This is a genomic window from Fulvivirga ligni (genome assembly GCF_021389935.1).
GTDB lineage: Bacteria > Bacteroidota > Bacteroidia > Cytophagales > Cyclobacteriaceae > Fulvivirga > Fulvivirga ligni.
The window spans coordinates 3321752-3347149 of sequence record NZ_CP089979.1 but is presented as its reverse complement, the minus strand read 5'-3'; the positions used below and the strand labels follow the sequence as shown (position 1 = coordinate 3347149).

Here is a 25398-nt window from a genome sequence, read left to right as displayed (position 1 = left end):
TTTTTAAAATTTTACGTTTAAACCAAAGGTGAATCTCTGACCTGGCCAAGGCGACCTGATTCCCTGAAAGAAATGATATTCCGGATCTATACCGTAATCATTATTAGCCCAAACTAGAATATTCGATACTTGAGCTCGAAGAGCTATTTGATCCATACCAGTTTTACCAAATATTTTGGAAGGTAAATTATAAATCAGGTTGATGTCTCTTATTTTAATAAATGAAGCGCTAATCACATTTATATCTCCTTCAACATAATAGTCTGTATTTCGGGTACCATCCTCTACATCCACGTGCCGTGGGATATGGGTAAAGACTTCATCTCCTGCCTCCATCCATCGATCTAAATATTCCTGATGAATATTTCCTGTTTGAAAATTATTAGTCTGAGGTATCAATCTGTTTCCAGAATAGAATCGGTTAACATCTCTTCGCATAACATGCCCCAGGCTAAACACGGTATTTATATTTAATGAGAAATTTTTATAGGTAAATGTATTCATAAAACCACCATTCCATTTAGGCTGGGTAGTACCCATGAATTTGATATCTTCAGGAACAGTTACAGTGGATTCAGTAGTGATAGTACCATCAGCAAGGCGTACCTGCGGGTCTCCGTTTTCATCTAGACCTGCATAGTCATAAGCAAACAGTGAAAATGCAGGGTAGTCTACCACAAATTGCTCATCTACTCTCCTCGCCCCGGAAGTGGTTTCCTCAACCAAACTAAGATTGGTGATTTTATTTTCATTATAAGCCAGGTTGATAATGGAAGACCATGAGAAGTTTTTAAGCACTACATTTCTGGTTTGTAATGACAACTCCACTCCATCATTTTCAAGATCACCCAGGTTTCCGGTAACAGTACTATAACCGGCCAAGGGATTAGCCGGAATTACCCCTATAAGATCAGTAGTTCTTCTTTGATAATAGTCTAGTGAACCTGAAATACGATTCAAAAAGCCAAAATCAACACCAAAATTGGTAGTGGCAGTACGCTCCCAACTTAAGTTTCTGTTACCCGGGGTTGAAATCCGCAAGCCTGTTTCCGGGAAAAAGAAGCTGGACACGGGCGAGAGTATGTCAAATGAGGCAGCAGTTCCAGGGGTAGGAGCGTTACCGGTAATACCGTATGAAGCTCTTAGTGATAAATAATTTAGCCAGTCGATATTTTGCATAAACACTTCGTCTGAAATGTGCCATTTAGCACCTACACTCCAAACCGGTTTATTCTGAGCAGCTTTAGCCAATCCAAAAAGGTTACTTTGATCATTCCGTACACTGGCATTCACCGAATATTTTAAGTTGTAGGTATATGCTGCATTGCCATAGTAAGAGGTAAAACGGGTGGTATTTTCAGCACGTCCGAAATATCGCTCGGAGTTTAAACCGCTGGTAACTAATCCGTATTCAGGGTAATTATACTGATTAGGTTTCACAACATTGGCTACGCTTAATAACTGGCCATAATCTACTTGCTCGTAACTTTGCAAGCGATCATCATAGCCCCGTACCTCACTAGTCTTGATTACACTAAGTTGCTCCTGTGCCTCTTGTCCAGCAATTAAGTTCAATTGATGCTTTCTTTTATTCCAGTTTTTCACAAAAGAGAGCTGGTTCCTGATCGTCCAGGATTCAACATTAGTGGTTCTAGTTGTGTATTTACCGCCTGTAGCAGGAAGAAGATATTGAGGAGCGCTACCAGGAGCACTTACCACGGTAAACTCTGCCAATTGCATTCTTTGATCAACTGCTAAATGATCTCTATACACCTCATTATCAGTTAAATTCACAGTATATCCGTATTTACCCTGAAATTTTAGGCCTTCCAATATCTTCACTTCAGCTCCCAGAATGTTTCTGATAGATTTTGTTTCGTTTTTGGTATAGGCATAATCTACCTCATCCAAAGGAGTATAGCTCAAGTCAAGAAGGCTGGCATTTTCCATCACCGTCCTGATTGAATCATTCAGCTGTGTCATATGAGATATGTCCACATTATTGCCATTCTCATCCTTAAAAAGTTGATAAGGTAAATACCTACTGTCTACGGTGATATTGTTGGGGCTGAATTTATCCTGATAAGTAAGATCAGTGATAATATCTATGTTAATTCGTTTACCGGCATCAAAATTTTGCCTAATATTCAGTTTATATCTGTCATCTTCTTCACCAGGCCTGTGGCTTTGTGTTCCGGTATAGTTTGCAGAACCATAAAAGGTATAACCCCCATTACCTCCTGACGCCGATAGAGTATGAGAACTTAGTATAGAAGGCCTATACCAAATATCTTCTATCTGATCTCTATTATTTATTGACGCTAAGCTATCTAATCTCCTTCGTGCTGTGGCCTCCGTAATAGTGCCTCTATATCTGTCATATAATATTTGCTCATGAGGCGGTATGCCATTGCCTGATGTAGTGTAGGCAGTAACATCGTTATAACTATTTCTTTCAGGATTAAAAATATCTTCTGCCACCTGAATAAACTCTCTGCTCTCAAGGGTTTGTAAATAGTCCAAGTCAGGGGTATCTTCCCAGGTTACAAAACCATCATATTGAAATTTAACTCCATCTGTGGCGGAGCCTTTTTTGGTATTGATGACAATTACTCCATTGGCAGCCCTGGCTCCCCAGATAGAAGCAGCAGTGGCATCTTTAAGTACCGTAATATCTTCAATATCTTGAGGATTAATATTTAAAAGGCCTGATAAAGGAACGTTACTGTTGGTTAGAGGAGCTATATCTGCAATAGGTACGCCATCCACCACAATTAAGGGTGATGAGTAAGCCAGCTGTGTTGTAGACAATCCTCTAATTAAAAGTGGGTTAAACAGTTCGGCACCAGGACTCCGGTTAACTACCAGACCAGGTACCAGACCATCTAATCTTTCTGCCACATTCATAGTGCTGCTTCGGTTTTGAAAAACATCCATTTTAGGCTTGGCGAAAGACCCTGCACTTCTTTCTTTGGATAGTGTTTCATAACCAGTGCTGACAAACACTACTTCACTTAAGGTGTTTATATCCTCATGAAGTATGATATTGAGCCCTGACATATTCTCCTGACTTACTACTATCGATTCAGGTCTAAACCCTATGTAGGAAATGATGAGCGTGGTACCTATTTCGATATTGGAAATAGAAAACCTACCATCCGCATCAGTTGATACCCCCGTGTTAGTGTTTGCAATTTGCACGGTAGCTCCAGGTAGCGGAGAGCCTACTGAATCTGTAACCACGCCAGTAACCGTGACCGCCTGAATGGTAACTAGCTGAGGCAGCTGCTCTGATTTTTTAGCCTTAGTAACTATTACTGTGTTATCTTCAAAATCATAAGCATAGCCTGTGGGTGCCAGGGCCTTGATAAGTAGAGCTGAAGTGGTAATATTCCCTTTTTGCAGCTGTACCGGTGGAGCATCTTTGAGTGCATCGTACCTGTAAACAAATTGGTAATCTGTCTGTGATCTTATCAGATTAAAGGTTTCTTCTAGAGATAATATCTGATCTTCTTCGATAAAAATAGGACTATCTTGCGATAAACCATAATTGGGACTAATTCCTAACACTACAGTACAGCATAAAAATAAAAAAGCTTTCATAAGGACTTGGTGCATTGGAGAACTAGAAGCAAATAGGATGCTTTTCCAATTGTTTTTAGTAAGTTTGTGCATAGTTATTTAGGCATTATGTTTAAGTAATTAAGCTTAAAAGGAATTTCAGTCTGATGCTGTGGAAGGTGCTGACTTTAATTCCTTTTGTTATTTTCACATACTATTTAATAATTATTTTTTTATCTACTATTTGAAATTCTACCTCTTTAGTTTTTTCGAGAGTATTAAGAAGCTTAGCAATATTTTCCTCTCTGTGCAGTAAACCCGAAAAGTGATAGTCTTTTTTCTCAGGGTTTTCAAAAACTATTTCAGCGTCATACCAGCGAGCCAATTCATTCATCATATCAGCAAGTGATTCTTTTTCGAACATAAATAAGCCATTCTTCCAGGCTGCCTCATAATCGACATCTACTTGGTGTATAGTCATATTAGCGTCTGTCTTGTGGGTAATAGCCTGTTCACCAGGCTGTAACACATTTTTTTGCTTAGGCGTATGAATGGCGATACTTCCTTTGCTTAAGGTAGTATATATGTTTTCTTCTTCAGCATAGGCCCTGATATTAAACTCGGTACCTAAGACCTGAACATTTTGTCCCTGTGCTACTACCTGGAAGGCATCTCCATTGTGATCAGTACTATGAGAAACATCAAAATAAGCCTCACCATAGATCAGTTCTACCTTTCTGGTTTGTCCTGAAACAAATTCAACCGGATACTTCAACTTGGTTTCTGAATTTAACCATACCTGGGTGCCGTCAGATAGTCTGAGCGAGAACTGACCCCCTCGCGGTATAGTGAGATAATTATAACTGATAGATGCCCGTCCAAAACTCTTATACTGTAACTGATCGTCTACTAAATGGGCTTGCGAACTATTATAAGCAACCACTTTAGATAATTCAACATCTTCGCCATTTTCCAAGGTTAAAATGGCTTTCTCAGAACCTGCTACTATTTCAAGCTCTTCTTCAGCGTTATGTGTCTCAATAAAAAAATTTAAAACCACACCAACACTTACCGCCAGAGCTATAGCTGCCGCATATTTTAAATACCCAAACTTTCGCACTTTACCAAGAGAAATCTTCTTCTCCATTTCGTCCCATTGGCTATCTATATCAATATCGCTCATGAATCTATTATAGTTCTCCCAGTGAGAATCATCATTCAACTTATGAATGACCTCCTCCTTTTCACGATCATTAAGAAAAGTTAAAGATTGAATCCCCTTAGGTTTCTTACCTTTTAAAAGAGCCTTAGATAGTTTCCTTGAAAATTCAATGACTTCATTGAAGTGTAGCATATTAAAATATTTTCTACACCTAAGACGATGAAGTATTAAAAGGGGGTTAAGAAAAATTTAAATTTTTTAAATTTTATAGAATAAAATATTAACATCTACATCACAGACATTCTTTTCAAGCGGGATTTTTGAGAAGATCACAAAGAAAGTTTCATTTTTAAAATGATTAATTCTAGGTTTCTAGCTCTACAATATTTATTCAAAAAGAGAATGATAATACTGCTTCAGCAGTGGACGGAGTTTTTTATATGCAATTTTCTTTTGTGCTTTAACCGTATTAATAGACAATGATAATTTACTGGCTATTTCTTGATTAGTATATTTTTTAAGACTCAGATTAATTATCTCTTGGCATTTTTTAGGAAGACTGTCCAACGCCTGGGAAATTACCTCACTGGTTTCAATGATAATCACTTCTTTATAAAAGAATGAATCACTGAATACATTTTCAATCGACTCTATAGGCACTCTATCATCTAATGCTTTCATACGAGATGACGAAAGTATATCCAGACACCTGTTTTTCACTGCATTATATAAGTAAGACTTGGCAGCATTTTTATGGATAAACTGCACCTCATTTTCCCATACTTTTAAGAAAATTTCCTGAACTACATCCTGTGAGTCAGCTTCATCTTTAAGGTACGAATTTGCGAAAAAGCACAAGGATGGGTATAAAGATTTGAAGAGTTCTTTAAATTCATTTAACTTAAGTGAGGAGGTATTCAAAGGCTATTTCAAAAGGTCTGATTTTCAGATATTAAACAGCAATTTAAATAAAATTAACTCTACACTTCAAAAAAAGTGATAGTTAGTTGCGAGTTTGGTGGGTAATAAAATTACAGTTAAGTCTCAACTCCTGAAAACTCCATAAAACTTATTTGAATATATCAATTTGAGAAGAGGATAGGACATTATGGAAATAAAGAAATCCTCTTTCTTACATGAATTATTAGCCCGATTTTATCATCTTCTGCCCATTTTTAAATGGGCTTACTTCCTCGACTAGATTCAATCCTGACCAGCCTTCTGATATCCCAGATTTTTTAATTATAGTACTGTGGCATTGCTTTAATAGTTATTAAACTATTTATATCCGTTTGATTTTTATATCATACTTTAATATACTTATATTTTCGTCATAATCGGATTTCACGTAATCTATCTTGTGTGACCTTCTATGATTGTATGTCTTTTAGACAGATGAAATAATTATTTAAATAAGATACCAGATATGCCGGTACGTACACACCCTATATATATAGAAACCGAAGAAAAGGAATTTTTAAAAATTGACAGATTCTCTGAAGGAAGATTTTTCATTAGTTCTCCAGCTCTTATTTATGATATTCAATCACAAAAATTCTACGATTTATCCGCAGAAACCCCTAAACCTATAACTCTAAAAGCCCGACATCCAAAATTTTGGAGCGATTGGCTTTCTCAACGCAAAATTCATTGATCAAAAAAGATTTTGATAACATCTAGGTCACAATTAAAACTGATAATTTTACCAGTTTCCAAGAGTGCTAAAAGGTTGATAACCGATGTGTATTTCTCAAGCGCCAAGTGAATAACTAAGAAGTGATATTTCGTATTACCGATTTTTCAGGGTTCCCCAGGTGCAACAGATATAGTTGTGAGTTCAGATTGAGCGCTTCAATGATGATTTCAAACATTGCATTAACCTAGCAAATAGAAAGATCTATACAATTTAAATTGTCAAGTACATTTTTATTGGATTTAATTGTTATAAGCAGTGTTTCGTGAGACTGTTATAGACCATGAGAACAGCTAAACAAATCATTCTAACCCAGCGAGCAGGGAGACAATAAGGCATCCGTGTTAGTGTTGCTGGCAGTAGTATTATACCTCCATCTTTATTGCTAGGTATTTACTCACAAAAGCAATCTCTGAAAATTTAGTAGCGTTGTTGTGCTTATCAATTCGAAGCGGAAGTTGAGGTGTGTAATACGGTGTCAGGAATACTTGTGATTATTAAAAAGTTTGTAATCGCAGAATCGAAATCAGGCAATACTGTTTTTCATTCAATTATTTTCATTAAAAATCCGTAGAAAACGATAGGTGTTTCCATCTCTCATTATCTTTAACTAGTTCACCTATTTTACTAGAAGCTCTGGCATATGCATCGCTCCCCAAAAATATATTAATAGGCGGATTTGTTGATGAGATGATACTGAGCAGAACGTCAGCTACCTTCTCAGGATCTCCTATTTGATTACCATCTGTTGATTTGAACTTCTCATGCGCTGATCTGACATGTGCATAGTCAGAAATCTGTTTTCTACTGAGCTCGATGGAGTCCTCCTTTGCAAAACTGGTTCTGAACCAGCCCGGAGAAACTATAGTGACAACTACACCGAATGGTTTCAATTCATTGGCCAGACCTTCAGACAGACCATTTATGGCTGCTTTGGCAGCACCATATACAGACCAACCGGTGCCAGGAGCAAAACCTGCTATGGATGAGATATTAAAAATGTGACCACTTTGCTGCTTTCTCATGTAAGGAAGCACTTGCTGTATCACTTTTATTACGGCAAAAAAATTAACTTCAAAGCTCTGATGGATCTCCTTCTGATCCAACTCCTCCAAGGCTCCCCCAGTTCCATACCCTGCATTATTTACCACCACATCAATACTTCCAAAGTGATTTATTACGGCTTTCATTGATGCCCGGATAGATGATTCACTGGTCAGATCTACCTCTAGTGGTAAAAACTGAGAGCCATATTCTTCTCCCACCTGCTCCGATAATGCGTCTGCCTTTCTACTGGTTGCAGCCACTTTTTGGCCTTTTCGTAATAGCTGTTTCGTTAAAGATAACCCAAGCCCTTTCGAAGCCCCGGTGATATACCATACTTTTGATTTTTCCATAATTCTGTGTTTTTCACAAAGTTATGGATGCACTACTCCTTTAATTTATGTTAATCAAACCATAGCTTGCGCCAATCAAATATTCCTGAATTCAGTGGGTGAATATTTGGTATGCTTCTTAAAAAAAGAATTAAAATGTGATTGCTCCTCATATCCCAACGCATAGCTAATTTCGGCTATATTCCAGTTGGTATACTTCAACAGGGTCTTTGCCTGGGCTAACAGATGCTCAGCAATATGCTCAGTGGTAGTTTTCCCGGTGGTAGTTTTAAGTACCCGATTAAGGTAATTAACGTGTACCGCCAAATGATCGGCAAAGTCTGCTGGTGTTCGACAGGTGAACTGATGTGAAGTGCTTTGAACTGGAAACTGTCTGTCAAGCAACTCTAAAAAAACTGATGTTATACGTGCACCTGCATCAGCTGATTGTGCCGGAACCTGTAGCGGATTATATTTTAAAACATTAAAAATGATTTCCGATATATAACTTTTAATCAGTTCATATTTAAAGTCATAGTGGCCTTCCATTTCTTTGATCATCTTAGCAAACAACTGGTGAACCTCCTCTAAAAAATGGCCTGATAGCTCATAGACCGGTTTTGCTTTTGGTTTAAACAAAGAAAGATTTTTCAGATTCAGGCTTAAATTTCCAGTAAAAAACTCCTCCTTAAAAACGCAGAAATACCCTTTAGTATCTGGCTTTAAGGTTTCATAGGAATAGGGAGTAAAAGGATTAAAAAACAGCAGAGAACTATCTTTAACGGCTACACTTTCATCTCCATAATGAAAAACATTTTCACCTTCAAAAAGCATTATCTTATAAAAATCTCTTCTAACATATGGAGGCGTTTGATAATTATGTTTGATGTTTTCTTCAATGCTAAAAACATCAAACATACCTATCTCTTTATATCTCACTTTAGGAGGATTCTTAAATTTATGCTGATAAAATTCTTCTAAGGACTCCAATTACTCCTGTATTTTAACTTTTCTATATTACCGATTTAATACCTTATTAACAGTAGATATATCAGGAAAGGTTTAACAGGTTATCATGAAAATGGCTATGAAAGGGACGCTTGCTTTCTGATTTTCATATTTAACCTGATGGCCGTCAATAAAAAGTAAAACGCACCAAATAGTGAGTATCCTACCAGGCTGGAAATACCCATTTTAGGGTCATTTGCCATGGCAATAAAAAAGCTGCCCGCAAGGGCTGATTGCCCACCACTAATGATCATAGGCCACTGTCCGCCAAGAGCTTTACGTCTTTTAATGCCTAAAGTAAGCTGTGCCAGCCCGGCAATTATGGCCCAGGCTCCTATCACCATCATAGCTGCAGGTACACCCGCACGAAGTGCCAACGCTACGGCAATGGCAGTTAAAACACTAATGATCAGATTTATATATTGAGAAACCTTAGATGCTTCGGAAGTATTAGCTTTAAGGTCAAGCCAAATGGCTATGGCATCCCATAGCGGATAAATTACAAAGAGTATATTGGCAACAAAAGCATTTGATTTCAAAGATATGACCAATGAGATGGCCCATATTAACGAAAAAGCAACTCTAATGAAATAGATATTTCGGAGCGCCTTGGCACCCTGATGCAAGCCCTCTGATGATTGATTAATTGTACTCATGATTTTATTATTTAAATGACTGATTCCATTAATTACAATACAAAGTTGGTCCATCTGAGCATGCTGCATTTTGTAAATCAGCTCAGTAATTTGGCCTTTTGGCTCAATTTTTCTTCATAAAAAAAGTAGTCCGCCCTAAACCGAACTACCTTATTCTTTGAAGAAATGAGATCTATTTTTCCAAAATGGTGTTAAAGATCTGCACCAGTTCATCAGGCTTGGAGAGAAAAGGACTGTGCCCGGCTTCTATTTCATAAGTATTGGTAATGTTCGCTTCCTTAGCCATTTGTTGCTGAAAAGGATAGCTAATGGCCTGGTCTTTTGTAGTAAATACATAGTATTTATTGCTAATACCAGCATATGTTTCAGCACTGTAGTTGAGCGGAGTACCAGCAGCCGTAACTGGTTCCGGACGTAGCTTTTCCACTAACAAATGAATATCTTCATCAGAACTATACTGACAGAATATCTCACGCATATTCACTTCCGGATGAGCAATAGTCACGGTGCTTCCATCTTCAGAAAATTCCAGCGCTGATGGTATGGATGTGCCTTCATCCATACCAGAATATTCGAACACACTACTGCCACTCTTCGGAATAAAACCAGCCACATAAACCAGCTTATCAATGCTCTTCGGCACTTTGCTAGCAGCCTGAGTTACTATTGCTCCCCCTAAACTATGCCCCACCAAAATAACCGGAGTATTTAATGCTTCAATAGCGGCCGTAACCTGAGCCACATATCCATCAAATGTTATTTCTGATACAGGAGTCTGGTCTTCTCCATGCCCGAGTAATTCTATTTTTACCACTTTATGGCCTTCCTTCTCTAAATCTGCTTTCAATTTATCCCAAACAAAAGAGGCCTGCCAGGCTCCGTGAACGAGCACAAAGGTGGAAGGGCTTTTTGATGGACTATCATCATCTGCGCATGCATTTAATGTAAATACTAACATTAATAAAAGAGCTATTCTTTTTATAATTTTCATAATTATCTGATTTTTGAATGTTTAATTTTAGAATGCAATACCATACACGGTTGTGCATCATCGGTTGATTTGAAGCCTGAAGAAAATTCAGACTGAGTTGGATGATTGATGATTATCTATCTTTCCTGAACATGGTCATCGCCTTCCCTATATCTTCATTTGGAAGTGATATGAGCAATTGATTGACAGGTTCCTTGGTTTTGGCATCAAATAAGCATACCAGGCCAGCGGCTTTATATGGTTGCATGGCCTCCGTGAGTCCAAGATGCTTAATTTCCAATGCAGACTTTCGCGCAGTATCCTTGCTGGTTAGGTCATTGATGACAAATTGATAGGCACCATCGCTGTTATTTTCCTGAAAAGCCTTTACAGCTCTTTCTTCATTGGCCATGCATACACTACACCAGCTGGCTCTATTAAGCACCGCTATAATTTTGGGAGAATCCTGTGCAAGAGCACCCGATGAAAATATAATGGCAAAAAACGCACTTGCCATCATCAATTTTAATGTTTTCATTGTCTAATAAAATGGGTTGTAAGTCACTATTGACAATACAAACTTGAAAGTTTTTGAGGCTGAAGATTTTGCAGAAAAGATCAGTGATTTGTGAATTTGGTCCATGTAGAGGACCCAATTATATAATACCACAATGTCATTTAAAATTGGATATTGACTTATAGAGCAAAAACAAATAAAACCGCGAGTGCGCCAATGCTAACACGTTAAAACAATGGCCCTTACTGTATTATGAGAATGATCGAAATCAAAGTAATTATAATTAATAGGGTGGTGAAAATGCCTGTTGATTTTGATTGTTGATTTTTGATTTTGTCCATCCAGACAAACCTATAATCAATAATTATGATACCTGGCCAAAGCGCAAAAAAGGATCCTCTCGCTATTATGAGAGCATTCAAGTCAGAAGGTAATTAGACTGATGGATTGGTCTAAATGTGCAAAAAGGAAAACTCATAACTCCCTTTAAATGAACCAAATTCTCAAATAATTGAACCAATTAACAAACTCCCAAGTCCCTGTCATCAACAACTTTGCATACGTCAATAATGACAATACAAAATAAATCAAATACAATGAAACGAATAGCACAAGCACACTGGGCTGGTAATGTCAAAACTGGTAAGGGGGATCTAACAACCCAGAGTAAAGTATTAAATAATACAAATTACAGTTTCAAAACCCGTTTTGAGGATGGTGAAATGGGTACTAACCCTGAAGAATTATTAGCGGCAGCACATGCAGGTTGCTTTACCATGGCTGTGGGCTTTGCCCTAACGGAAAAGGGTTTCGATCCTCAATCATTAGATACAAAGGTCACTGTATCTATGGAAGGTTTTAACATTACCGGAGTGCACTTATCTATTGCTGGTAATGTGTCGGGAATCAGCCTGAAAGAATTTGAAGCCATCACAAAGGAAGCTGAGCGTAATTGTTTGATATCTAAAGTACTCAACATACCTATCAGTTCCGAAGCGCGCCTATTGAACGCTGAATAAATCCATCAGAGAATAACGATTTATAGAAACAACAATGCCTGCACCATGACTCATGTCTTATGTGTAGGCATTGTTTATTAACTTTACTCTACTTATTATACAGCAATGGTTGTTGACTATAAAAAAATTGATCTATTTGGAAAGCAATTCCTTCAAAGAGTGGTAATAGAACCTCCTTTTGATTTTGCTTTTCCCACTGCAGAACAGGCATGCTTTTTATATATGAGAAATGGTGAGATGCAGTTTCAATTTCAGGATGCACACACGGATATTCCTGCCAATCATGCCTTATTGCTCAATTGTATTCATCCTGGCAAGCAAATAAAGGATATTAATAATAGCGATGGTGAAATTGTAATTGTTACTTTCCATCCTGACATCTTGAAGAAAATCTATGAAAAGGAGCTGCCAGTAATTTTTCAAAAGAACAGTCAGATTTCTAATCAGTCTAATAGTAGGGTTAACAATGATTTTCTGATTCAAAAATACATAGAGGGTCTTTTGTTTTATTTCGAAAACCCCTCCATGGTGAATGATGAAATTTTGATTCTGAAGCTGAAGGAGATCATTCTACTATTATCCCAAACCAGCAATGCAAGCACTATTCAGGTGATACTCTCCCAGCTTTTTTCACCAACTACCTACACCATAAAACATATAGTAGAGGCCAACCTTTTTTCTCAGATCAATGTAGAAGAACTGGCAGAACGAACTAATCTGAGCCTATCTTCTTTTAAGAGAGAGTTTAAGAAATTGTATAATGACTCACCCGCCAGTTATATCAAAAACAAAAAATTAGAAAGAGCAGCCGAACTCCTCATTATTTCAAACGAGAGAATAACTGACATCGCCTTTGATTGTGGATTTAACGATTTGGCCAATTTCACTAAAAGCTTCCATGATAAGTTTGGCCATACTCCGACCGATTATCGTATTAAAATGAGAGATTAATGTCATCTTTTGCAACATAGAGTATGAATCTGGGCACTTGTTTCCGCGTAAGTAAGTTGAAGTACCATCAGCATCTCTACAGTATTTATAATATTTTTACAATTGTTTAGAATATTTATTTACTTAAGAATGGGTAATCAATATATCCCTGTTCACCACCACCGAACATTGTAGCTCTGTCTGGCTCATTTAATTCTGCATCCAGTTCAAAGCGCTTTGGCAAATCGGGATTGGCTAAGAATAGGGTTCCAAATGAAACCATTTGAGCGATGCCTTTCTCTATTTCCGCTTCGGCTGAATCTTTGTTGTATCCCGTGTTTGCGATCGCTGGTTTGTTTATTCTGCTACCATACATTTCTACTTCATCCGCTGTTGGATATTGCGCTGGAGGAGGGAAGAATGGATTTTTTTTCATTAGTTCGACAAAAGCAAAATCCAGTTTATTGAGTTCGTCAATGAGATAGTTGTATGTTCCAACCGGATCGTCATAAAAGATGTCACCATAAGGGTGATAGGCAGAAATTTTAATTCCCACTTTATCACTCCCTACTGCAGCGATTAATTCCTGCATGATTTCTAAAACGAACCTTGCCTTGTTTTCAAAACTTCCACCATACTCATCGGTTCTTTGGTTGGCACTCTCTGCCAGGAACTGATTGGGTAAATATCCATTTGCCGCATGCAGTTCTACACCGTCAAATCCGGCTTCCATTGCATTTTTGGCTGCTTGTCCGTAATCTTTTACGGTTTGTTTTATTTCGGCAACCGTGATTTCCTGAGGCGTTTCATAATCTTTTAAGCCTTGTGAGGTAAAGTGTTGCATTCCTTTAATGCCTACTGCAGAAGGAGCCAATGGTAACTTTCCATTTCTATCAATAGAATGCCCGACACGACCGGTATGCCATAGTTGGGCAATGATCTTACCTCCGTTATTATGCACTGAATTGGTCACTTTTTTCCATGCCTCGATCTGCTCGTTAGTATAAATACCAGGTGTGAGTGGACTACCTGTAGCTTCCTCACTTATTCTGATAGCTTCCGTAAAGATCAAGCCTGCACTCACTCTTTGGGTATAGTATTGGACGGTCATATCACCTACTACACCGTTCATATCTGCACGGCTTCTGGTCATGGCAGACATAGCCATTTTATTTTTTAGCGTTAGATTTCCTAACTGTGTTTGCTCTAATAGTTTCATTTCAAATTGATTTTCCTTTTGAATTAATAATGATGTAAAGTTGATCTAATGGATCGCCTTAAACTTGTATCAAATCACTAAGCTTGTTGCTGATTAAATATTGGGAGATAGACTTCATTCACAAATTGCTCTGCTGTGGTACCTGTGGTTGTGGACTCATCTCTTTTTTGGTAATTAAATATTCCATCCTTAATGGCCACTGCCATTCCTATTAGGTTATCTACAAAGTCTTCTGACAAACCATTGCCTAAAAAGATCTGTTTGGCTTGTTCTTCCGGAATTTGCACATAGGGTAACTCTGGTTTACCAATGGCTTGACCGATAATGCCCGTAAACTCTCGGTATGTATAGTCTCTTGGGCCCATTACTGCATGTACACTTTTGCCCGTAAAGTCCAGTTTTGCCAGATGACCTGCCGCAATTTTGGCTACATCCTGAGTGGCCACCATGGGAATAGCCGTATCTCCATCAGCTGCTGTACCTGCAATTCCCTTCGCTTTGACCAAACCAATGATTCTTAGCCAGTTTTCCATGAAATAGGCAGAGCGGATGTGCAGTACGTTTACATTTTCCAATTGATTCAATCGCACTTCCTGCTCTCCGGTGCCACCCATCATGCCGTTACCTTCGTGCATATGAGAACCCAGACTACTCATGTTGACGATGTATTTGATGCCTGATTTCTCGATGGCCTGAATGTAGTTACTCGTTACCTGACGTTGATACGCCCTGGTGTTTTCTGCTTTTGGGTTATCAGGCAAAATAAGGAAAGCACTATCTGCATTTTTGAAAGCATTGGTAAGGGTTTTTACATCAGTGACATCACCACTAATTACCTCTGCACCCATACTTTTAAATTTTTGTAACCTATCTGTATGTCTTGCCATCACGGTAACTTGATTTCCTTCATTTAATAGAATTTCAGAAATTTTACTTCCCACGGTTCCAGTGGCTCCGAGGATTACTATTTTTTTCATCTGTTAATATTTTATATTTTTACTTACTATCGAAAGGTGGTATTTAAGTCAACCAAAGACTTGTATCAAATCACTGTTCTCAGTGATACAATTTGATTGGATATTACCAGGGAATTTCACCAGTTTCGGGATTGTTTTCTTCGCTGAAGAATTTCCCAGTTGGTCCGTCAGGTCCGATTAAGGCGTATTTAGCGATGCGTTCAGCAGCAGTTTCTACAGCGGTAAACCCCATGTTGTAATTGAAATCGGTTTTGGTATAACCCGGGTCGACCATATTGATTCTGAATGGAGTGTCGCGAAGTTCATAAGCCAGGTGGACAGTATACATGTTCATAGCTGATTTGGATGAGGCATATACAGCATATTTTGCTGAATCATACATTGGCCATTGAGGATTGCTTTGCTGTGTGAGTGACCCCACTGAAGAGCTCACCATCACGATTCTCGGTTCTGAAGACTTCTTTAGTAAATCCAGAAATGCTTGCGTAACGCGCACAACGCCATAAACATTTGTTTCGTAGACTTCCTTAAAGGTGTCGATGGTTGCTCTCTCAGCTGTCAATGATTCGGCAATAAAATTTCCTTCATTGTCTACTTTAACTCCGCTTATTCCTGCATTATTGATTAGGATGTCCAGAGTAGTTATCTGCTTGCCAAGTTCGCTTCTGGCATGCATTACTGATTGTTTATCGGTGACATCAATCTGAACTGCCTTGGTGTTGACTAATCCTTCAGCTTTCAGTTTTTCTACTGCTTCCTGACCCTTGCTTTTGTCTCGGGCTCCGATATAAACATAGAATCCCTTTTGTAATAATTGTTTTGCGATTTCAAAGCCAATTCCTTTGTTGGCTCCTGTAATAAATGCTGATTTCATTTTCTTCTTGTTTTAAAATTTATTATACAAAGGTGCTTTCAGCATTGCTGCCAAACTTGTATCAGATCACTGACCTTTGATTTATTAATTGTTTTTGATTACCACTGTACATCCCTTCTTCAAAGCAAGTAGCGTCCGTTTGTGTGGTGAAGAGTACGATATCGCTTGTCTGTAAAGCCTTGAAAACCGGACTTTCATTTTCAACCAAAACACTTTCCCCTGATGTGATAATCGTATCTTCATTTACCTGTATTTTACCCTTCAGTAGATAGAATAAGGAAGCGATGTTATAGGAATTGTCATTCGGTAGTTCGATTTCATTGCCTTGCTCCAGACGTGCATCCATCAGCCAGGTATTGCTTCTGATTTGCAGCGGATAGTCATCACTTTTACCAGCAATTTTCCGCCACTGATTGATACTGTAGATTTCTTGTAGGTCATGAAATTGAACCATGGGTTTTAATCCACCCGTTTCCGGCCTGATGAATATTTGCAAGCCTTCCAGTGTGCCTCCTTCTATCAAGGTTTTCTCTTCATGATAAAAGCGTGCACCAGCATTCATCATCATGAGTTTCTGATTAGAAATGATGTCTGTGAAACCTTCTGAGTCAAGGTGCTTTACTTTTCCACTTCGCAGGTAGGTAAGTATTTCATCATTCTGATGTGGGTGCATGGGTATCAATGTGCCGGGGGTAATGATGGCCTGATCTATTCTGCCTATGGTGGCAAACCCCGTATCTTTTAACTGGGGGCGGATCAGACCGGGGTACAAAATCTGTATCCCAAATCCACCTTGTTGCTTTCCATATTTTATGGAATTATCAATCTTCGTTATCATTTTCTTTGATTTTAATTGTGACGTAAAGGTGGTTTGCCGCAAGGCTGAAAACTTGTGTCAAATCACCGTTCTGTGAGAGCAATTAGCTGATTTCAATGGCTAACTTGCCAACAAAACCGCCCTTTTCAGCATATTGGTAGGCTTCCACTGTTTGCTCAAAGGGAAACACTTTATTCACTTCTATTTGCAAGCCATTTTCGATTGCTGAAAGGAGTACGTCCATGATTTTTGAGGATGGACTGGATAGAACCACTACGTGTTTTTTACCTCTAAATAGGTTTTTGATCAGTGAGACAGGGATATCGATGGGTTGTGGTACAGGGTTTAAGAATAATGATTTGGGCTTCATTATTCGTTTGGCATTGGCATAACCCATCTTACCGGATAGATCAATGATGATATCATAAATGGTAGCTTGTGTAAGCACATTTACTTTGGTGTAGTCTATTACCCTACTGGCCCCCCATTTTTGCGCATACTCCAAGCCTTTGGTACTGGTAACGGCCGTAACATTAGCAGCTTGCTGTTTTAATAGTTGAAGTAAAAACATCCCAAAACCACCTGTCGCACCATTGACAAGAATTTTGGTTTGTGGGTTGATTTCACCCATTTTTTGTAAGGCTGTAACTGCAGCAATCCCCACAATAGGAATAGATGAGGCTTCTGAAAAACTCAGCTGTACCGGCTTTTTCCAGACTAAAGAGGATGAAACCGCCACATACTCGGCTAAAGCACCTTCTTTCATGTTGTTTTTGACTACACCAAAAACTGCATCGCCTTTTTTAAAGTGAGATGTTCCCGGATCTTCAATGATCCCTGAAAAATCAACACCTGTGTGTTTGGGGAATTTGGAGCCAGACATCAGTTTCATTTCACCCTTTCTGATTTTCCAATCCATAGGGTTGATAGAAACGGCCTTCACCTTTATTAATACTTGATTCGATTGTATAGAAGGTTTGGTTTCTTCTACTGTTTGTAACACCTCTGTATTGCCAAACTTTTGATATGCTATTGCTTTCATTGTACTATTTTTAAATTGATAGTACAAAGTTGATATTTAGCAAGCCCTCAAAATTGTATCAAATCACTGTATTGACATGACCGAGACGCTGATGTGTAGTTTGTAATTAATTGATTCTCAAAAGGATTAATATATCTGTATCAAATCACTGTTCAGTTTTAATGCTTTGGGAGGCATACCAAACATCTCATACATGTACTTGTTGAATTGGGATTGATCGTAGAATCCAGTGGCGTAAGCAATATCGGTTAAATTTCTTTCTTTATCTGAAAGGGTTAGAAGTATTGCATGTCGTAGCCTTGTCCACAACAAATATTTGGATAGACTGCTCCCAGTCTGTTCTTTAAACAGAGCTGCTAATCTGGAAGGGGAAAGAAAAACAATCTCGGCAAATGTTTGGGGTGTGATGCCCTGGTTTGCATAGTTGGCATGAATGTATTCAATGATTTGGGAAACCCTTTCATCGTAATCCAAAGTAGGTATTTTGGATAGGAGTGCATTGATGATAGTGTATATATTAAAGGTTTCTTTTTCTAAATGAAAGAAAGAACTGGTTTCGGATGGCGAGTTGAAGACCAAGAAATCCTGATTAGACTGAAGCCTGCTTGCTAGCTCTAATCCAACAGTAGAATAAGGTTCAACATTCACCACATTTAAGGTTCCTTTTTCTGCAACACAATGGTGTTTTACCTGCGGTTTGATGATGAAACCGTGTATTTGTTCACATAGCTTGCCATTAATGGTAGAAGTAAATGGCGCATCATTTGATAACACCATTTGATAGGCAGAATGATGATGGATCTCTACCGTGAGATTACGTGCCTTTAGAGCCAGCATAAAGGGAGTTGATAATTGTTTAATCATATCGAATGCCAATATAGAGGATACTTAGATATAATTATTCTACGACATAGGCCTGATAAGGGTGTCGCTTTGCTAGTAACGTCTGAATAATTGAAATTAACATTCCCTTATTTTATTACTGGGTCAATCTAACTTAATTTAATATTAAAAATGAATATCAGCATTTTGCGCGACTTTAAAAGTCTAATTTAACTGATAGGCAAGCCTATGTACAAAAGCGATGGCAATAATACCTACATACCGAGCATGGCGGCAACAGATTATATAAAAGAGCTGCCAATGCCAGTCCTGAAAACAAAGCGTTCACAGCACCAAACATATCCCCCATTGTTTCTCTATCCACCCAATTGTCGGCTAACAGATATATTATCAGACCTGATACTGCCCAAATTATAACAACCAGTATTATCGTTATTACTAAAAAGTTTGCTCTTATAACTTTCTTATTCATTTTTTGAAATCGTATTTACTTACAGCAACTAAAGACTTATAAATCAACAAGTAAATTTCATACTATGCTCATTCTTGTTTTTTGGGAAAGACTAGCGATAATATAATTGTTGAGACCAAAATCGTTAAAATAAAATACAAAGAGTATACAGGTTTAAAACCGATCGATAACAACCATTCGTGTAGAATCAATTTTAAGCCAACATATACTAAAAGTATACTTACCCCCACTTTTATTAAATGAAACTTATCTATAATATTTATTAATAGGAAAAATAATGTTCTGAGACCTAGAATGGCAAATATGTTTGAGAAAAACACAATATATGGATCTCTTGTAACAGCAAAAATGGCCGGTATTGAATCCATTGCAAAAATTAAATCTGTGAATTCGATTATGACCAGAACTATAAAGAGTGGGGTGATATAAAACACCTTATCAATTCTTAAAACAAAATTATTTCCTACATACCTGGGAAACACATTGGCGTATTTTGATATAAATTTTAGTACTGGGTGCTTATCAGTTTGGATAGCCTCCTCCTTATTTCTATCCAAGTACATTTTAAAACCCATGTAAAGTAGATATACTCCGAAAATATATAACGACCATTCAAATTTCTCTATTAAAGCTGCACCTGCAAAAATGAAAATACAGCGCATGACAATGGCTCCGATTATACCCCAGAATAAAACTGATTTATAAGCACTCTTTCTCACTGAGAATGACGCAAGAATGGTCATTATTACAAAAAGATTATCTACTGATAACGATTTTTCTATTAAATAACCCGAAAGAAAATTGGTTGAAGTATTGATGCGATATAACTCAATGCTTTCTTGATAGTTATCTGAATTCAGAACCAGGAAAGGAGCAAACTTGGATGCTACCTTCTTTAAGTCTTCCATATTTTCAATGCCATGAATCAACTCAGCATGTAAACGTAAAAATAAAGCGAAACCTAATGCTAACCCGATCCAAACCAAACTCCATGATAACGCTTCTTTTGTACTCATCACAACAGATTTCCGGCTCAGTAGCAGTAGATCAAGGAGTATTATAAATAATATGACAGTAATAAATACCGCAAAAAAAATCACTTCATTCTTCATTCTTTTATTTCAAATTTGGGATGAATGTAGCAATTAGTAAGAATTATAATATAGGAATGATCAAGTATATTTTTATTGGATTTTAGTGTCTTGAAGGGCCTATTCGTAATACTTTCATAGAGCATCAAATGCTACCTCTATCAGTAATTTATAAACGAGTACTAATGGCGCTGTCCGATATCAGATCATTTGAAGGTTCGTAGTTGCAGTCGAGCATCAACAGAGGAGACTTACTACCTCATGAATAAATAACAATAACTGTAGGAATCAAATTACTCGATGTTATATTTACACCGTGAGACTCATAAGTTTTATAATGATTATTCTAGTGCTATTCTTATCTGCAGTGCCGTGCTGCCATGATGAGAATGAATCTGACCACTCCCCTAATGAAACCGAGAGTTCACATCACGCTGATGCCTGTAAATCAGCTTGTTCTCCATTTTTATCCTGTGGCTCTTGTACCGGTTTCACCCTGCAGCATGAGGTTTTCACATTTGCAGAGGTTTATAAAGATGAAATTAAGCATCAAACTATATATTCTTTAAATAGATACACTGTCTCAACCTCACCTCCAGGAAGGCCTCCAAGTTTGATCTAATATCCCTCCCACTCTTTTTAAAACTGGCGTCGATTAACATGCCAGTATTTATCTATTATTCAAAATTTAAACTAAAATATGCGCTATATTATATTTTTATCAATAGCATGTACCATATATGGCACCAGTTGTTATGCCCAAAACACCTTCAAGGCAGTTATTAAAGATCATGAAACCAATGAGCCACTAATTGGAGCTACTGTTTACTTTCTGGAACTTGAAAAAGGAGCAACTACTAGCCCACGTGGAGAAGTAGTATTTACGGATATCCCCAATGGTGAGCAAACTATCCGCACCAGCTATGTAGGCTATAAAACCTCTATTATCACCCTTACTTTTCCTCTTAGTGACTCATTAAACTACTTTTCTATTGAACTTGCTGAGTCAGCTCATGAGATGGAGGAAATAACTATTACATCAACCCGCTCCAGCCGAACAATAGAAGATATTCCTACCCGAGTAGAATTCATAGCTGGCGAAGAGCTGTCTGAGAAAGGCAATATGAAGCCTGGAGACATACGTATGCTGCTCAATGAAAGTACAGGTATACAGACCCAACAGACCTCTGCCACCAGCTACAATTCCAGTATCAGAATACAAGGATTGGATGGTAAGTACACACAGCTGTTGCGAGATGGCATGCCTCTTTATTCAGGTTTTTCCGGGGGGCTTAGTCTTATGCAGATAGCTCCGCTAGACTTAAAGCAGGTGGAAGTAATAAAAGGATCTAGCTCTACGCTATATGGTGGCGGAGCTATAGCCGGGCTTGTTAACCTCATCTCAAAAACACCATCAGATGAAAGAGAATTGAGCTTCATGGTTAATGGCACCTCAGCTTTAGGTTTGGATGTAAGTGGCTTTTATGCTAAAAAAAACAAGAAGATTGGAACCACCATTTTCTCATCTTATAACAAAGGAACTCCTTATGATCCCGCAGATATTGGTTTAACAGCCATACCCAAGTTTGATCGATTTACTTTTAATCCCAAGCTGTTTTTATATCTAAATGATGATACTGAGCTTCATCTTGCCCTCAATTACATTACTGAAGATCGCCTTGGGGGCAATATGGATTATGTAGAAGGTGATCGCTCGCAGGAAGCATATTTTGAAGAAAACCTGACTGATAGGGTATCCTCACAGCTCAATTTCCAGCATAAATTCACCTCAACCAGCCAGTTGAAGATAAAGAATAGCCTAAATTACTATGACAGAACCATAAACGTTCCAACCTATAACTTCACAGGCACGCAATTCAGCTCATTCAGTGAAGTCAGCTACAATAACTGGCAAGAGGAATCAGAATTGGTGTTAGGTGCTAATTTATGGACAGATAAGTTCACGCAAAATGATGCAGCCACAAACGAACCTTTGGATTATACTTACACAACTTGGGGCCTCTTCGCTCAAAACACCTGGAACCCACTACGTCAGCTAGCCATTGAGACCGGTCTTAGAGCCGACTATCAAACGGATTATGGCTTTTTTCCTTTACCCAGAATCTCAGTAATGTACTCTCCTAAACCCAATCTTACTATGCGCATAGGTGTAGGCTTAGGATATAAAACACCCACTATATTCTCAGAAGAGACTGAGCGTATTCAGTTTAAAAATGTATTACCTATAGACAAGGATCTGTTAGAGGCAGAGCGCTCGGCAGGAAGCAATCTTGACATCAATTATAAAACATCGATCACGCCTGAGTTAGATCTCAGTACCAATGTGCTGTTCTTTTACACCAGGATCAATGATCCCATACAACTACAAACTACCAATACTGAGTTTTACACTTTTTCACAGTCTAATGGATATATTGACACTAAAGGAACCGAAGTCAATATCAGACTGGCCTATAATGACTTTAAGCTTTTCATTGGTTATACCTATGCCAATGTGAACGTACACTCAAACAATGACAAGAAACAGGCTCCACTGGTAGCCAAGCATAGGCTCAATAATGTTTTAATGTATGAAAAAGAAGAAAATTTTTGGGTTGGGTTAGAGGCGTATTACTACAGCCCGCAAAGGTTAAGTGATGATGAAACGGGCCAATCTTATTGGATAGTAGGTTTAATGAGCGAAAAAACGATAGGTGAGCATATTTCAGTATTCCTAAACTTTGAGAACTTTCTGGATACACGCCAAACAGCTTTTGACACTATTTACACAGGAAGTATTGATAACCCCTCTTTTAGGGACATTTATGCACCGGTAGATGGTTTTGTTGTAAACGGGGGTATTAAGGTAAAACTTTAATAATAAAGAACATTCTATAAAGCAGTTACTTGATCATTGAACGTCAAATTGAGGCTCTCGGAATGTATTTCTATTCAAAATGATGAAATTTCGAGAGCCAATATAACTTAAAAGTCACTTTGGAAGACTATGTTGTAGGCAGTCTTTATAGTAGTATTTTTTCAACCAAGACTTCATATCCTTCTTTATTAAGATACGTGCAGGTCATTTTGTCCATACAAATTTCCCATTTCTCAAATCCGGTCTCTGCACACATTTTAATGAAAGTAAGAAAGTCTTTTTTTCGGTGTTGCTGAGCCAGTAATTCCGCTTTGAATTCTTCCTTTTTTTGGTTGTCAGCGATTACTAATGACGCATACTTTGCGGGAACAGTTGCTGTATAATCGCTTCCGTCATGTAGTCAATATGCCCGTCTCTTAAATAGATTCATAATGAGTAACACCTAATTCCTTGATCTCTCTGATGTAAGCAGGAAAGTCGGCACCTGATTTTAATTGTTGTGAGCTGCCTGTATTTCATCCCTACAAAAAACTTTTGAACCTTAGGGTGTTGCTTGTATGCTCATGTAGAGCATCAACCTTCACCGAAATAATGGCAGAGGCACCCTTTTTAAATGGGTCTTGTATTGAAATCTATGTCAAATTTGCAGGCCGAATTCGCTAAGGTGTCTAATGGGTGCCTTTGGCATTGGCCTTGCTGGGAAAATTTTGATATTATTACAAACAAAGTTTCATTTTTGTGTAGAAAACCTTATTTTTAATCATTTTCATTAACTCAAATTCAATATGGTAAGACTATTTAAACCAGGAGATTGGGTACAATTGAAAAGTGGTGGCCCAATCATGAAAGTAATTAAATATTGCCATCTGGGTTCTCTGAAAGGCCCTCTACAAGATAGCAATTACTTATTAGAATGTGCATGGTATGATCGACACGGTGTACGTCAGGCTCGCACCTATCACCAGGGTAGTTTGAATAGGGTTTATAAACCTAAATTAACTTATAGTAATCATCCTAAAAGATTTTAAAGGATGGCTTATAGCATATGATAATGTATTATCTTAATATGACAGTTATGACTAAAAAGAGTTTTTTAGATTATTACATGGAAATTTTAGAAAAAGTAAGCTTTAATGATGACTTGTTAACCAAGGAATATAAAAAAGCAAAAAAACTTTTACATACCAATGAGGCTGAGAATCTGGATCATTGGATCAATAATCATCAGGCATTAGCCAAAAAATTACGGCCTTTGGTCAATCAGGTTCAATATAAACGATAAATTTCCTTTATTCTACTTAATCCTTAGGACCTCCTGACTTTATGTTCGGAGGTCTTTTATGTCCTATTGATGCTTAAGTAATTCTCCACATGGATATTTTAAATTTTAATTAATCGAACATTCTTATTCCTAATCGCCTTCTAAATGAAGCGAAAAATAGAATAATTTATAAAGAGTAAGGCAAGGGACCTATTTGATAGACGTATGATTTTGAAGGGTGGAAAAGCGAATTGCTTTTGCTTTACCTGTTTTATTCATCCCTTTTAAAGTTAATTGGAATTATCATTTGAGACTCGATTGGCTTGCCGTCCTTATTCGCTGGTTTAAATGGATAGTTAGTGGCCTTAAAGGCACGAACTGCTTCTTCATCTGCAATATCATTGTATCCTTTTATGACTTCAACTGAAGATACTCTGCCGAGCGTATCAACGGTAACGCTTATAAAAACTTTCCCATTAATTTTTAATGAATTAGGATAATTGACATTCGCCATTAAAGCCTCATAGAATTTTGATATTCCTCCAATGGGCTCAGGATTATAATAGGAGGATGCACCTGAATTATCATCTACCACTTCACCAACGACAATATCTTCCATAATTTCACATGCTTGTTCCACAGAATCTGCCTTTGATATGTGTTGTCCGCACGCGCTTAAAACAAAAGAAGCTCCCACAATGGTAGTTGCAGCGGCAGATTTTACAAAAGTTTTGTTGAGCTGCGAGGATTTAAATATCCCACATACATTTGAATTAGATGCTTTGAGAGTATTCAAAAATTCAGTCTGAGATTTGTTAGTGAAATCCACAACCTGTTTTGAACAGCTGGAGCAATGGTATCCTTTAGATGTTTTCTCCATTGATCCTCTAGTCATAGGACAGCTAAAGCTGAGTTTGATATTTTTGATGTCTGACATGTCCTTTTTTATCTCATAATCCTCAACGTAAGATAAGTCACAGAGCCTGGTAATCATCAATCATGAAAAGCCTATCAAATACTTATAACATCAAC

21 protein-coding genes and 2 pseudogenes are annotated in these 25398 nt (G+C 37.8%); 5 read left to right on the top strand and 18 right to left on the bottom strand.

Translation table 11 applies throughout. From position 1 onward, the window contains the following. Positions 1 to 3: 3 nt before the first annotated feature. The 8 genes from LVD16_RS14275 to LVD16_RS14240 all read right to left on the bottom strand — a co-directional run bounded on the left by LVD16_RS14275 (position 4) and on the right by LVD16_RS14240 (position 10964). Positions 4 to 3603: a SusC/RagA family TonB-linked outer membrane protein gene (locus LVD16_RS14275; RefSeq protein WP_233768940.1), complete on the bottom strand. Its 3600-nt coding sequence runs from the start codon at positions 3601 to 3603 to the stop codon at positions 4 to 6. Positions 3604 to 3775: 172 nt separating this feature from the next. Continuing rightward, on the bottom strand, positions 3776 to 4915 hold the full coding sequence (locus LVD16_RS14270; protein ID WP_233768939.1) for a FecR family protein: 1140 nt from the start codon (positions 4913 to 4915) through the stop codon (positions 3776 to 3778). 195 nt (positions 4916 to 5110) lie between these two features. Continuing rightward, on the bottom strand, positions 5111 to 5644 hold the full coding sequence (locus LVD16_RS14265) for an RNA polymerase sigma-70 factor (protein ID WP_233768938.1): 534 nt from the start codon (positions 5642 to 5644) through the stop codon (positions 5111 to 5113). Between the two features lie 1332 nt (positions 5645 to 6976). Next, on the bottom strand, positions 6977 to 7813 hold the full coding sequence (locus LVD16_RS14260) for an SDR family oxidoreductase (protein WP_233768937.1): 837 nt from the start codon (positions 7811 to 7813) through the stop codon (positions 6977 to 6979). 75 nt (positions 7814 to 7888) lie between these two features. Further along, a complete protein-coding gene (locus LVD16_RS14255) occupies positions 7889 to 8782 on the bottom strand; it encodes a helix-turn-helix transcriptional regulator (protein ID WP_233768936.1) in 894 nt (297 codons plus the stop codon). Positions 8783 to 8877: 95 nt separating this feature from the next. Further along, positions 8878 to 9456, bottom strand: coding sequence for a DUF308 domain-containing protein (locus LVD16_RS14250; RefSeq protein ID WP_233768935.1), 579 nt, complete (start codon positions 9454 to 9456; stop codon positions 8878 to 8880). A gap of 172 nt (positions 9457 to 9628) precedes the next feature. Beyond that, the gene (locus tag LVD16_RS14245; RefSeq protein ID WP_233768934.1) at positions 9629 to 10447 is read right to left on the bottom strand and encodes an alpha/beta fold hydrolase; all 819 of its coding nucleotides are present in this window, start codon (positions 10445 to 10447) and stop codon (positions 9629 to 9631) included. A gap of 112 nt (positions 10448 to 10559) precedes the next feature. Then, positions 10560 to 10964 carry a hypothetical protein gene (locus tag LVD16_RS14240; RefSeq protein ID WP_233768933.1) on the bottom strand — a complete coding sequence of 135 codons (405 nt, stop codon included), beginning with the start codon at positions 10962 to 10964 and terminating at the stop codon, positions 10560 to 10562. A gap of 575 nt (positions 10965 to 11539) precedes the next feature. Here LVD16_RS14240 and LVD16_RS14235 point away from each other — a divergent pair. Both LVD16_RS14235 and LVD16_RS14230 read left to right on the top strand, forming a co-directional pair. Next, positions 11540 to 11962, top strand: a complete 423-nt coding sequence (locus LVD16_RS14235; RefSeq protein WP_233768932.1) for an OsmC family protein — start codon at positions 11540 to 11542, stop codon at positions 11960 to 11962. A gap of 105 nt (positions 11963 to 12067) precedes the next feature. After that, the gene (locus tag LVD16_RS14230) at positions 12068 to 12913 is read left to right on the top strand and encodes a helix-turn-helix domain-containing protein (protein WP_233768931.1); all 846 of its coding nucleotides are present in this window, start codon (positions 12068 to 12070) and stop codon (positions 12911 to 12913) included. 115 nt (positions 12914 to 13028) lie between these two features. Here the strand turns inward: LVD16_RS14230 and LVD16_RS14225 are convergent, their stop codons facing one another. The 7 genes from LVD16_RS14225 to LVD16_RS14195 all read right to left on the bottom strand — a co-directional run bounded on the left by LVD16_RS14225 (position 13029) and on the right by LVD16_RS14195 (position 20248). Further along, positions 13029 to 14111: an alkene reductase gene (locus LVD16_RS14225; RefSeq protein WP_233768930.1), complete on the bottom strand. Its 1083-nt coding sequence runs from the start codon at positions 14109 to 14111 to the stop codon at positions 13029 to 13031. A gap of 77 nt (positions 14112 to 14188) precedes the next feature. Continuing rightward, positions 14189 to 15088: an NmrA family NAD(P)-binding protein gene (locus tag LVD16_RS14220; RefSeq protein ID WP_233768929.1), complete on the bottom strand. Its 900-nt coding sequence runs from the start codon at positions 15086 to 15088 to the stop codon at positions 14189 to 14191. Between the two features lie 103 nt (positions 15089 to 15191). Continuing rightward, positions 15192 to 15962, bottom strand: coding sequence for an SDR family oxidoreductase (locus tag LVD16_RS14215; RefSeq protein ID WP_233768928.1), 771 nt, complete (start codon positions 15960 to 15962; stop codon positions 15192 to 15194). A 61-nt stretch (positions 15963 to 16023) separates the two neighbouring features. Continuing rightward, positions 16024 to 16800: a pirin family protein gene (locus tag LVD16_RS14210; protein WP_233768927.1), complete on the bottom strand. Its 777-nt coding sequence runs from the start codon at positions 16798 to 16800 to the stop codon at positions 16024 to 16026. Between the two features lie 82 nt (positions 16801 to 16882). After that, entirely contained in the window at positions 16883 to 17821 is a 939-nt protein-coding gene (locus LVD16_RS14205) for an NAD(P)-dependent alcohol dehydrogenase (RefSeq protein ID WP_233768926.1), read from the bottom strand. 126 nt (positions 17822 to 17947) lie between these two features. Continuing rightward, positions 17948 to 18685 carry a helix-turn-helix domain-containing protein gene (locus tag LVD16_RS14200; RefSeq protein ID WP_233768925.1) on the bottom strand — a complete coding sequence of 246 codons (738 nt, stop codon included), beginning with the start codon at positions 18683 to 18685 and terminating at the stop codon, positions 17948 to 17950. A 519-nt stretch (positions 18686 to 19204) separates the two neighbouring features. Further along, positions 19205 to 20248 (bottom strand): TerC/Alx family metal homeostasis membrane protein, encoded by a 1044-nt coding sequence (locus LVD16_RS14195; protein ID WP_233768924.1) that lies wholly within the window; start codon positions 20246 to 20248, stop codon positions 19205 to 19207. 679 nt (positions 20249 to 20927) lie between these two features. Between LVD16_RS14195 and LVD16_RS14190 the strand changes: the two genes are divergently transcribed. Further along, complete coding sequence (locus LVD16_RS14190) at positions 20928 to 23105, top strand: TonB-dependent receptor (protein ID WP_233768923.1); 2178 nt, start codon at positions 20928 to 20930, stop codon at positions 23103 to 23105. A gap of 145 nt (positions 23106 to 23250) precedes the next feature. On the opposite strand, the pseudogene LVD16_RS27885 reads toward LVD16_RS14190, so the two are convergent. Together LVD16_RS27885 and LVD16_RS27880 are read right to left on the bottom strand one after the other, a co-directional pair. After that, positions 23251 to 23484, bottom strand: a pseudogene (locus LVD16_RS27885) (DUF1398 family protein); the annotation flags it as partial. A gap of 37 nt (positions 23485 to 23521) precedes the next feature. Beyond that, positions 23522 to 23593, bottom strand: a pseudogene (locus LVD16_RS27880) (DUF1398 family protein); the annotation flags it as partial. A gap of 297 nt (positions 23594 to 23890) precedes the next feature. Between LVD16_RS27880 and LVD16_RS14185 the strand changes: the two are divergent. Both LVD16_RS14185 and LVD16_RS14180 read left to right on the top strand, forming a co-directional pair. Continuing rightward, the gene (locus tag LVD16_RS14185; RefSeq protein WP_233768922.1) at positions 23891 to 24133 is read left to right on the top strand and encodes a YodC family protein; all 243 of its coding nucleotides are present in this window, start codon (positions 23891 to 23893) and stop codon (positions 24131 to 24133) included. Between the two features lie 47 nt (positions 24134 to 24180). Beyond that, positions 24181 to 24387, top strand: a complete 207-nt coding sequence (locus tag LVD16_RS14180) for a hypothetical protein (RefSeq protein WP_233768921.1) — start codon at positions 24181 to 24183, stop codon at positions 24385 to 24387. Positions 24388 to 24637: 250 nt separating this feature from the next. On the opposite strand, the gene LVD16_RS14175 is transcribed toward LVD16_RS14180, so the two are convergent. After that, on the bottom strand, positions 24638 to 25360 hold the full coding sequence (locus tag LVD16_RS14175; protein ID WP_233768920.1) for an energy transducer TonB: 723 nt from the start codon (positions 25358 to 25360) through the stop codon (positions 24638 to 24640). Positions 25361 to 25398 lie beyond the last annotated feature (38 nt).

Excerpts from the sequence above, each read along its gene's own strand:
- LVD16_RS14180 (WP_233768921.1), top strand. The coding sequence starts at position 24,181 with ATGACTAAAAAGAGTTTTTTAGATTATTACATGGAAATTTTAGAAAAA.
- LVD16_RS14275 (WP_233768940.1), bottom strand. The coding sequence starts at position 3,603 with ATGAAAGCTTTTTTATTTTTATGCTGTACTGTAGTGTTAGGAATTAGT.
- LVD16_RS14230 (WP_233768931.1), top strand. The coding sequence starts at position 12,068 with ATGGTTGTTGACTATAAAAAAATTGATCTATTTGGAAAGCAATTCCTT.
- LVD16_RS14225 (WP_233768930.1), bottom strand. The coding sequence starts at position 14,111 with ATGAAACTATTAGAGCAAACACAGTTAGGAAATCTAACGCTAAAAAAT.
- LVD16_RS14235 (WP_233768932.1), top strand. The coding sequence starts at position 11,540 with ATGAAACGAATAGCACAAGCACACTGGGCTGGTAATGTCAAAACTGGT.
- LVD16_RS14270 (WP_233768939.1), bottom strand. The coding sequence starts at position 4,915 with ATGCTACACTTCAATGAAGTCATTGAATTTTCAAGGAAACTATCTAAG.
- LVD16_RS14260 (WP_233768937.1), bottom strand. The coding sequence starts at position 7,813 with ATGGAAAAATCAAAAGTATGGTATATCACCGGGGCTTCGAAAGGGCTT.
- LVD16_RS14200 (WP_233768925.1), bottom strand. The coding sequence starts at position 18,685 with ATGATTAAACAATTATCAACTCCCTTTATGCTGGCTCTAAAGGCACGT.
- LVD16_RS14175 (WP_233768920.1), bottom strand. The coding sequence starts at position 25,360 with ATGATTACCAGGCTCTGTGACTTATCTTACGTTGAGGATTATGAGATA.
- LVD16_RS14240 (WP_233768933.1), bottom strand. The coding sequence starts at position 10,964 with ATGAAAACATTAAAATTGATGATGGCAAGTGCGTTTTTTGCCATTATA.
- LVD16_RS14210 (WP_233768927.1), bottom strand. The coding sequence starts at position 16,800 with ATGATAACGAAGATTGATAATTCCATAAAATATGGAAAGCAACAAGGT.
- LVD16_RS14245 (WP_233768934.1), bottom strand. The coding sequence starts at position 10,447 with ATGAAAATTATAAAAAGAATAGCTCTTTTATTAATGTTAGTATTTACA.
- LVD16_RS14205 (WP_233768926.1), bottom strand. The coding sequence starts at position 17,821 with ATGAAAGCAATAGCATATCAAAAGTTTGGCAATACAGAGGTGTTACAA.
- LVD16_RS14250 (WP_233768935.1), bottom strand. The coding sequence starts at position 9,456 with ATGAGTACAATTAATCAATCATCAGAGGGCTTGCATCAGGGTGCCAAG.
- LVD16_RS14185 (WP_233768922.1), top strand. The coding sequence starts at position 23,891 with ATGGTAAGACTATTTAAACCAGGAGATTGGGTACAATTGAAAAGTGGT.
- LVD16_RS14220 (WP_233768929.1), bottom strand. The coding sequence starts at position 15,088 with ATGAAAAAAATAGTAATCCTCGGAGCCACTGGAACCGTGGGAAGTAAA.
- LVD16_RS14195 (WP_233768924.1), bottom strand. The coding sequence starts at position 20,248 with ATGAAGAATGAAGTGATTTTTTTTGCGGTATTTATTACTGTCATATTA.
- LVD16_RS14190 (WP_233768923.1), top strand. The coding sequence starts at position 20,928 with ATGCGCTATATTATATTTTTATCAATAGCATGTACCATATATGGCACC.
- LVD16_RS14215 (WP_233768928.1), bottom strand. The coding sequence starts at position 15,962 with ATGAAATCAGCATTTATTACAGGAGCCAACAAAGGAATTGGCTTTGAA.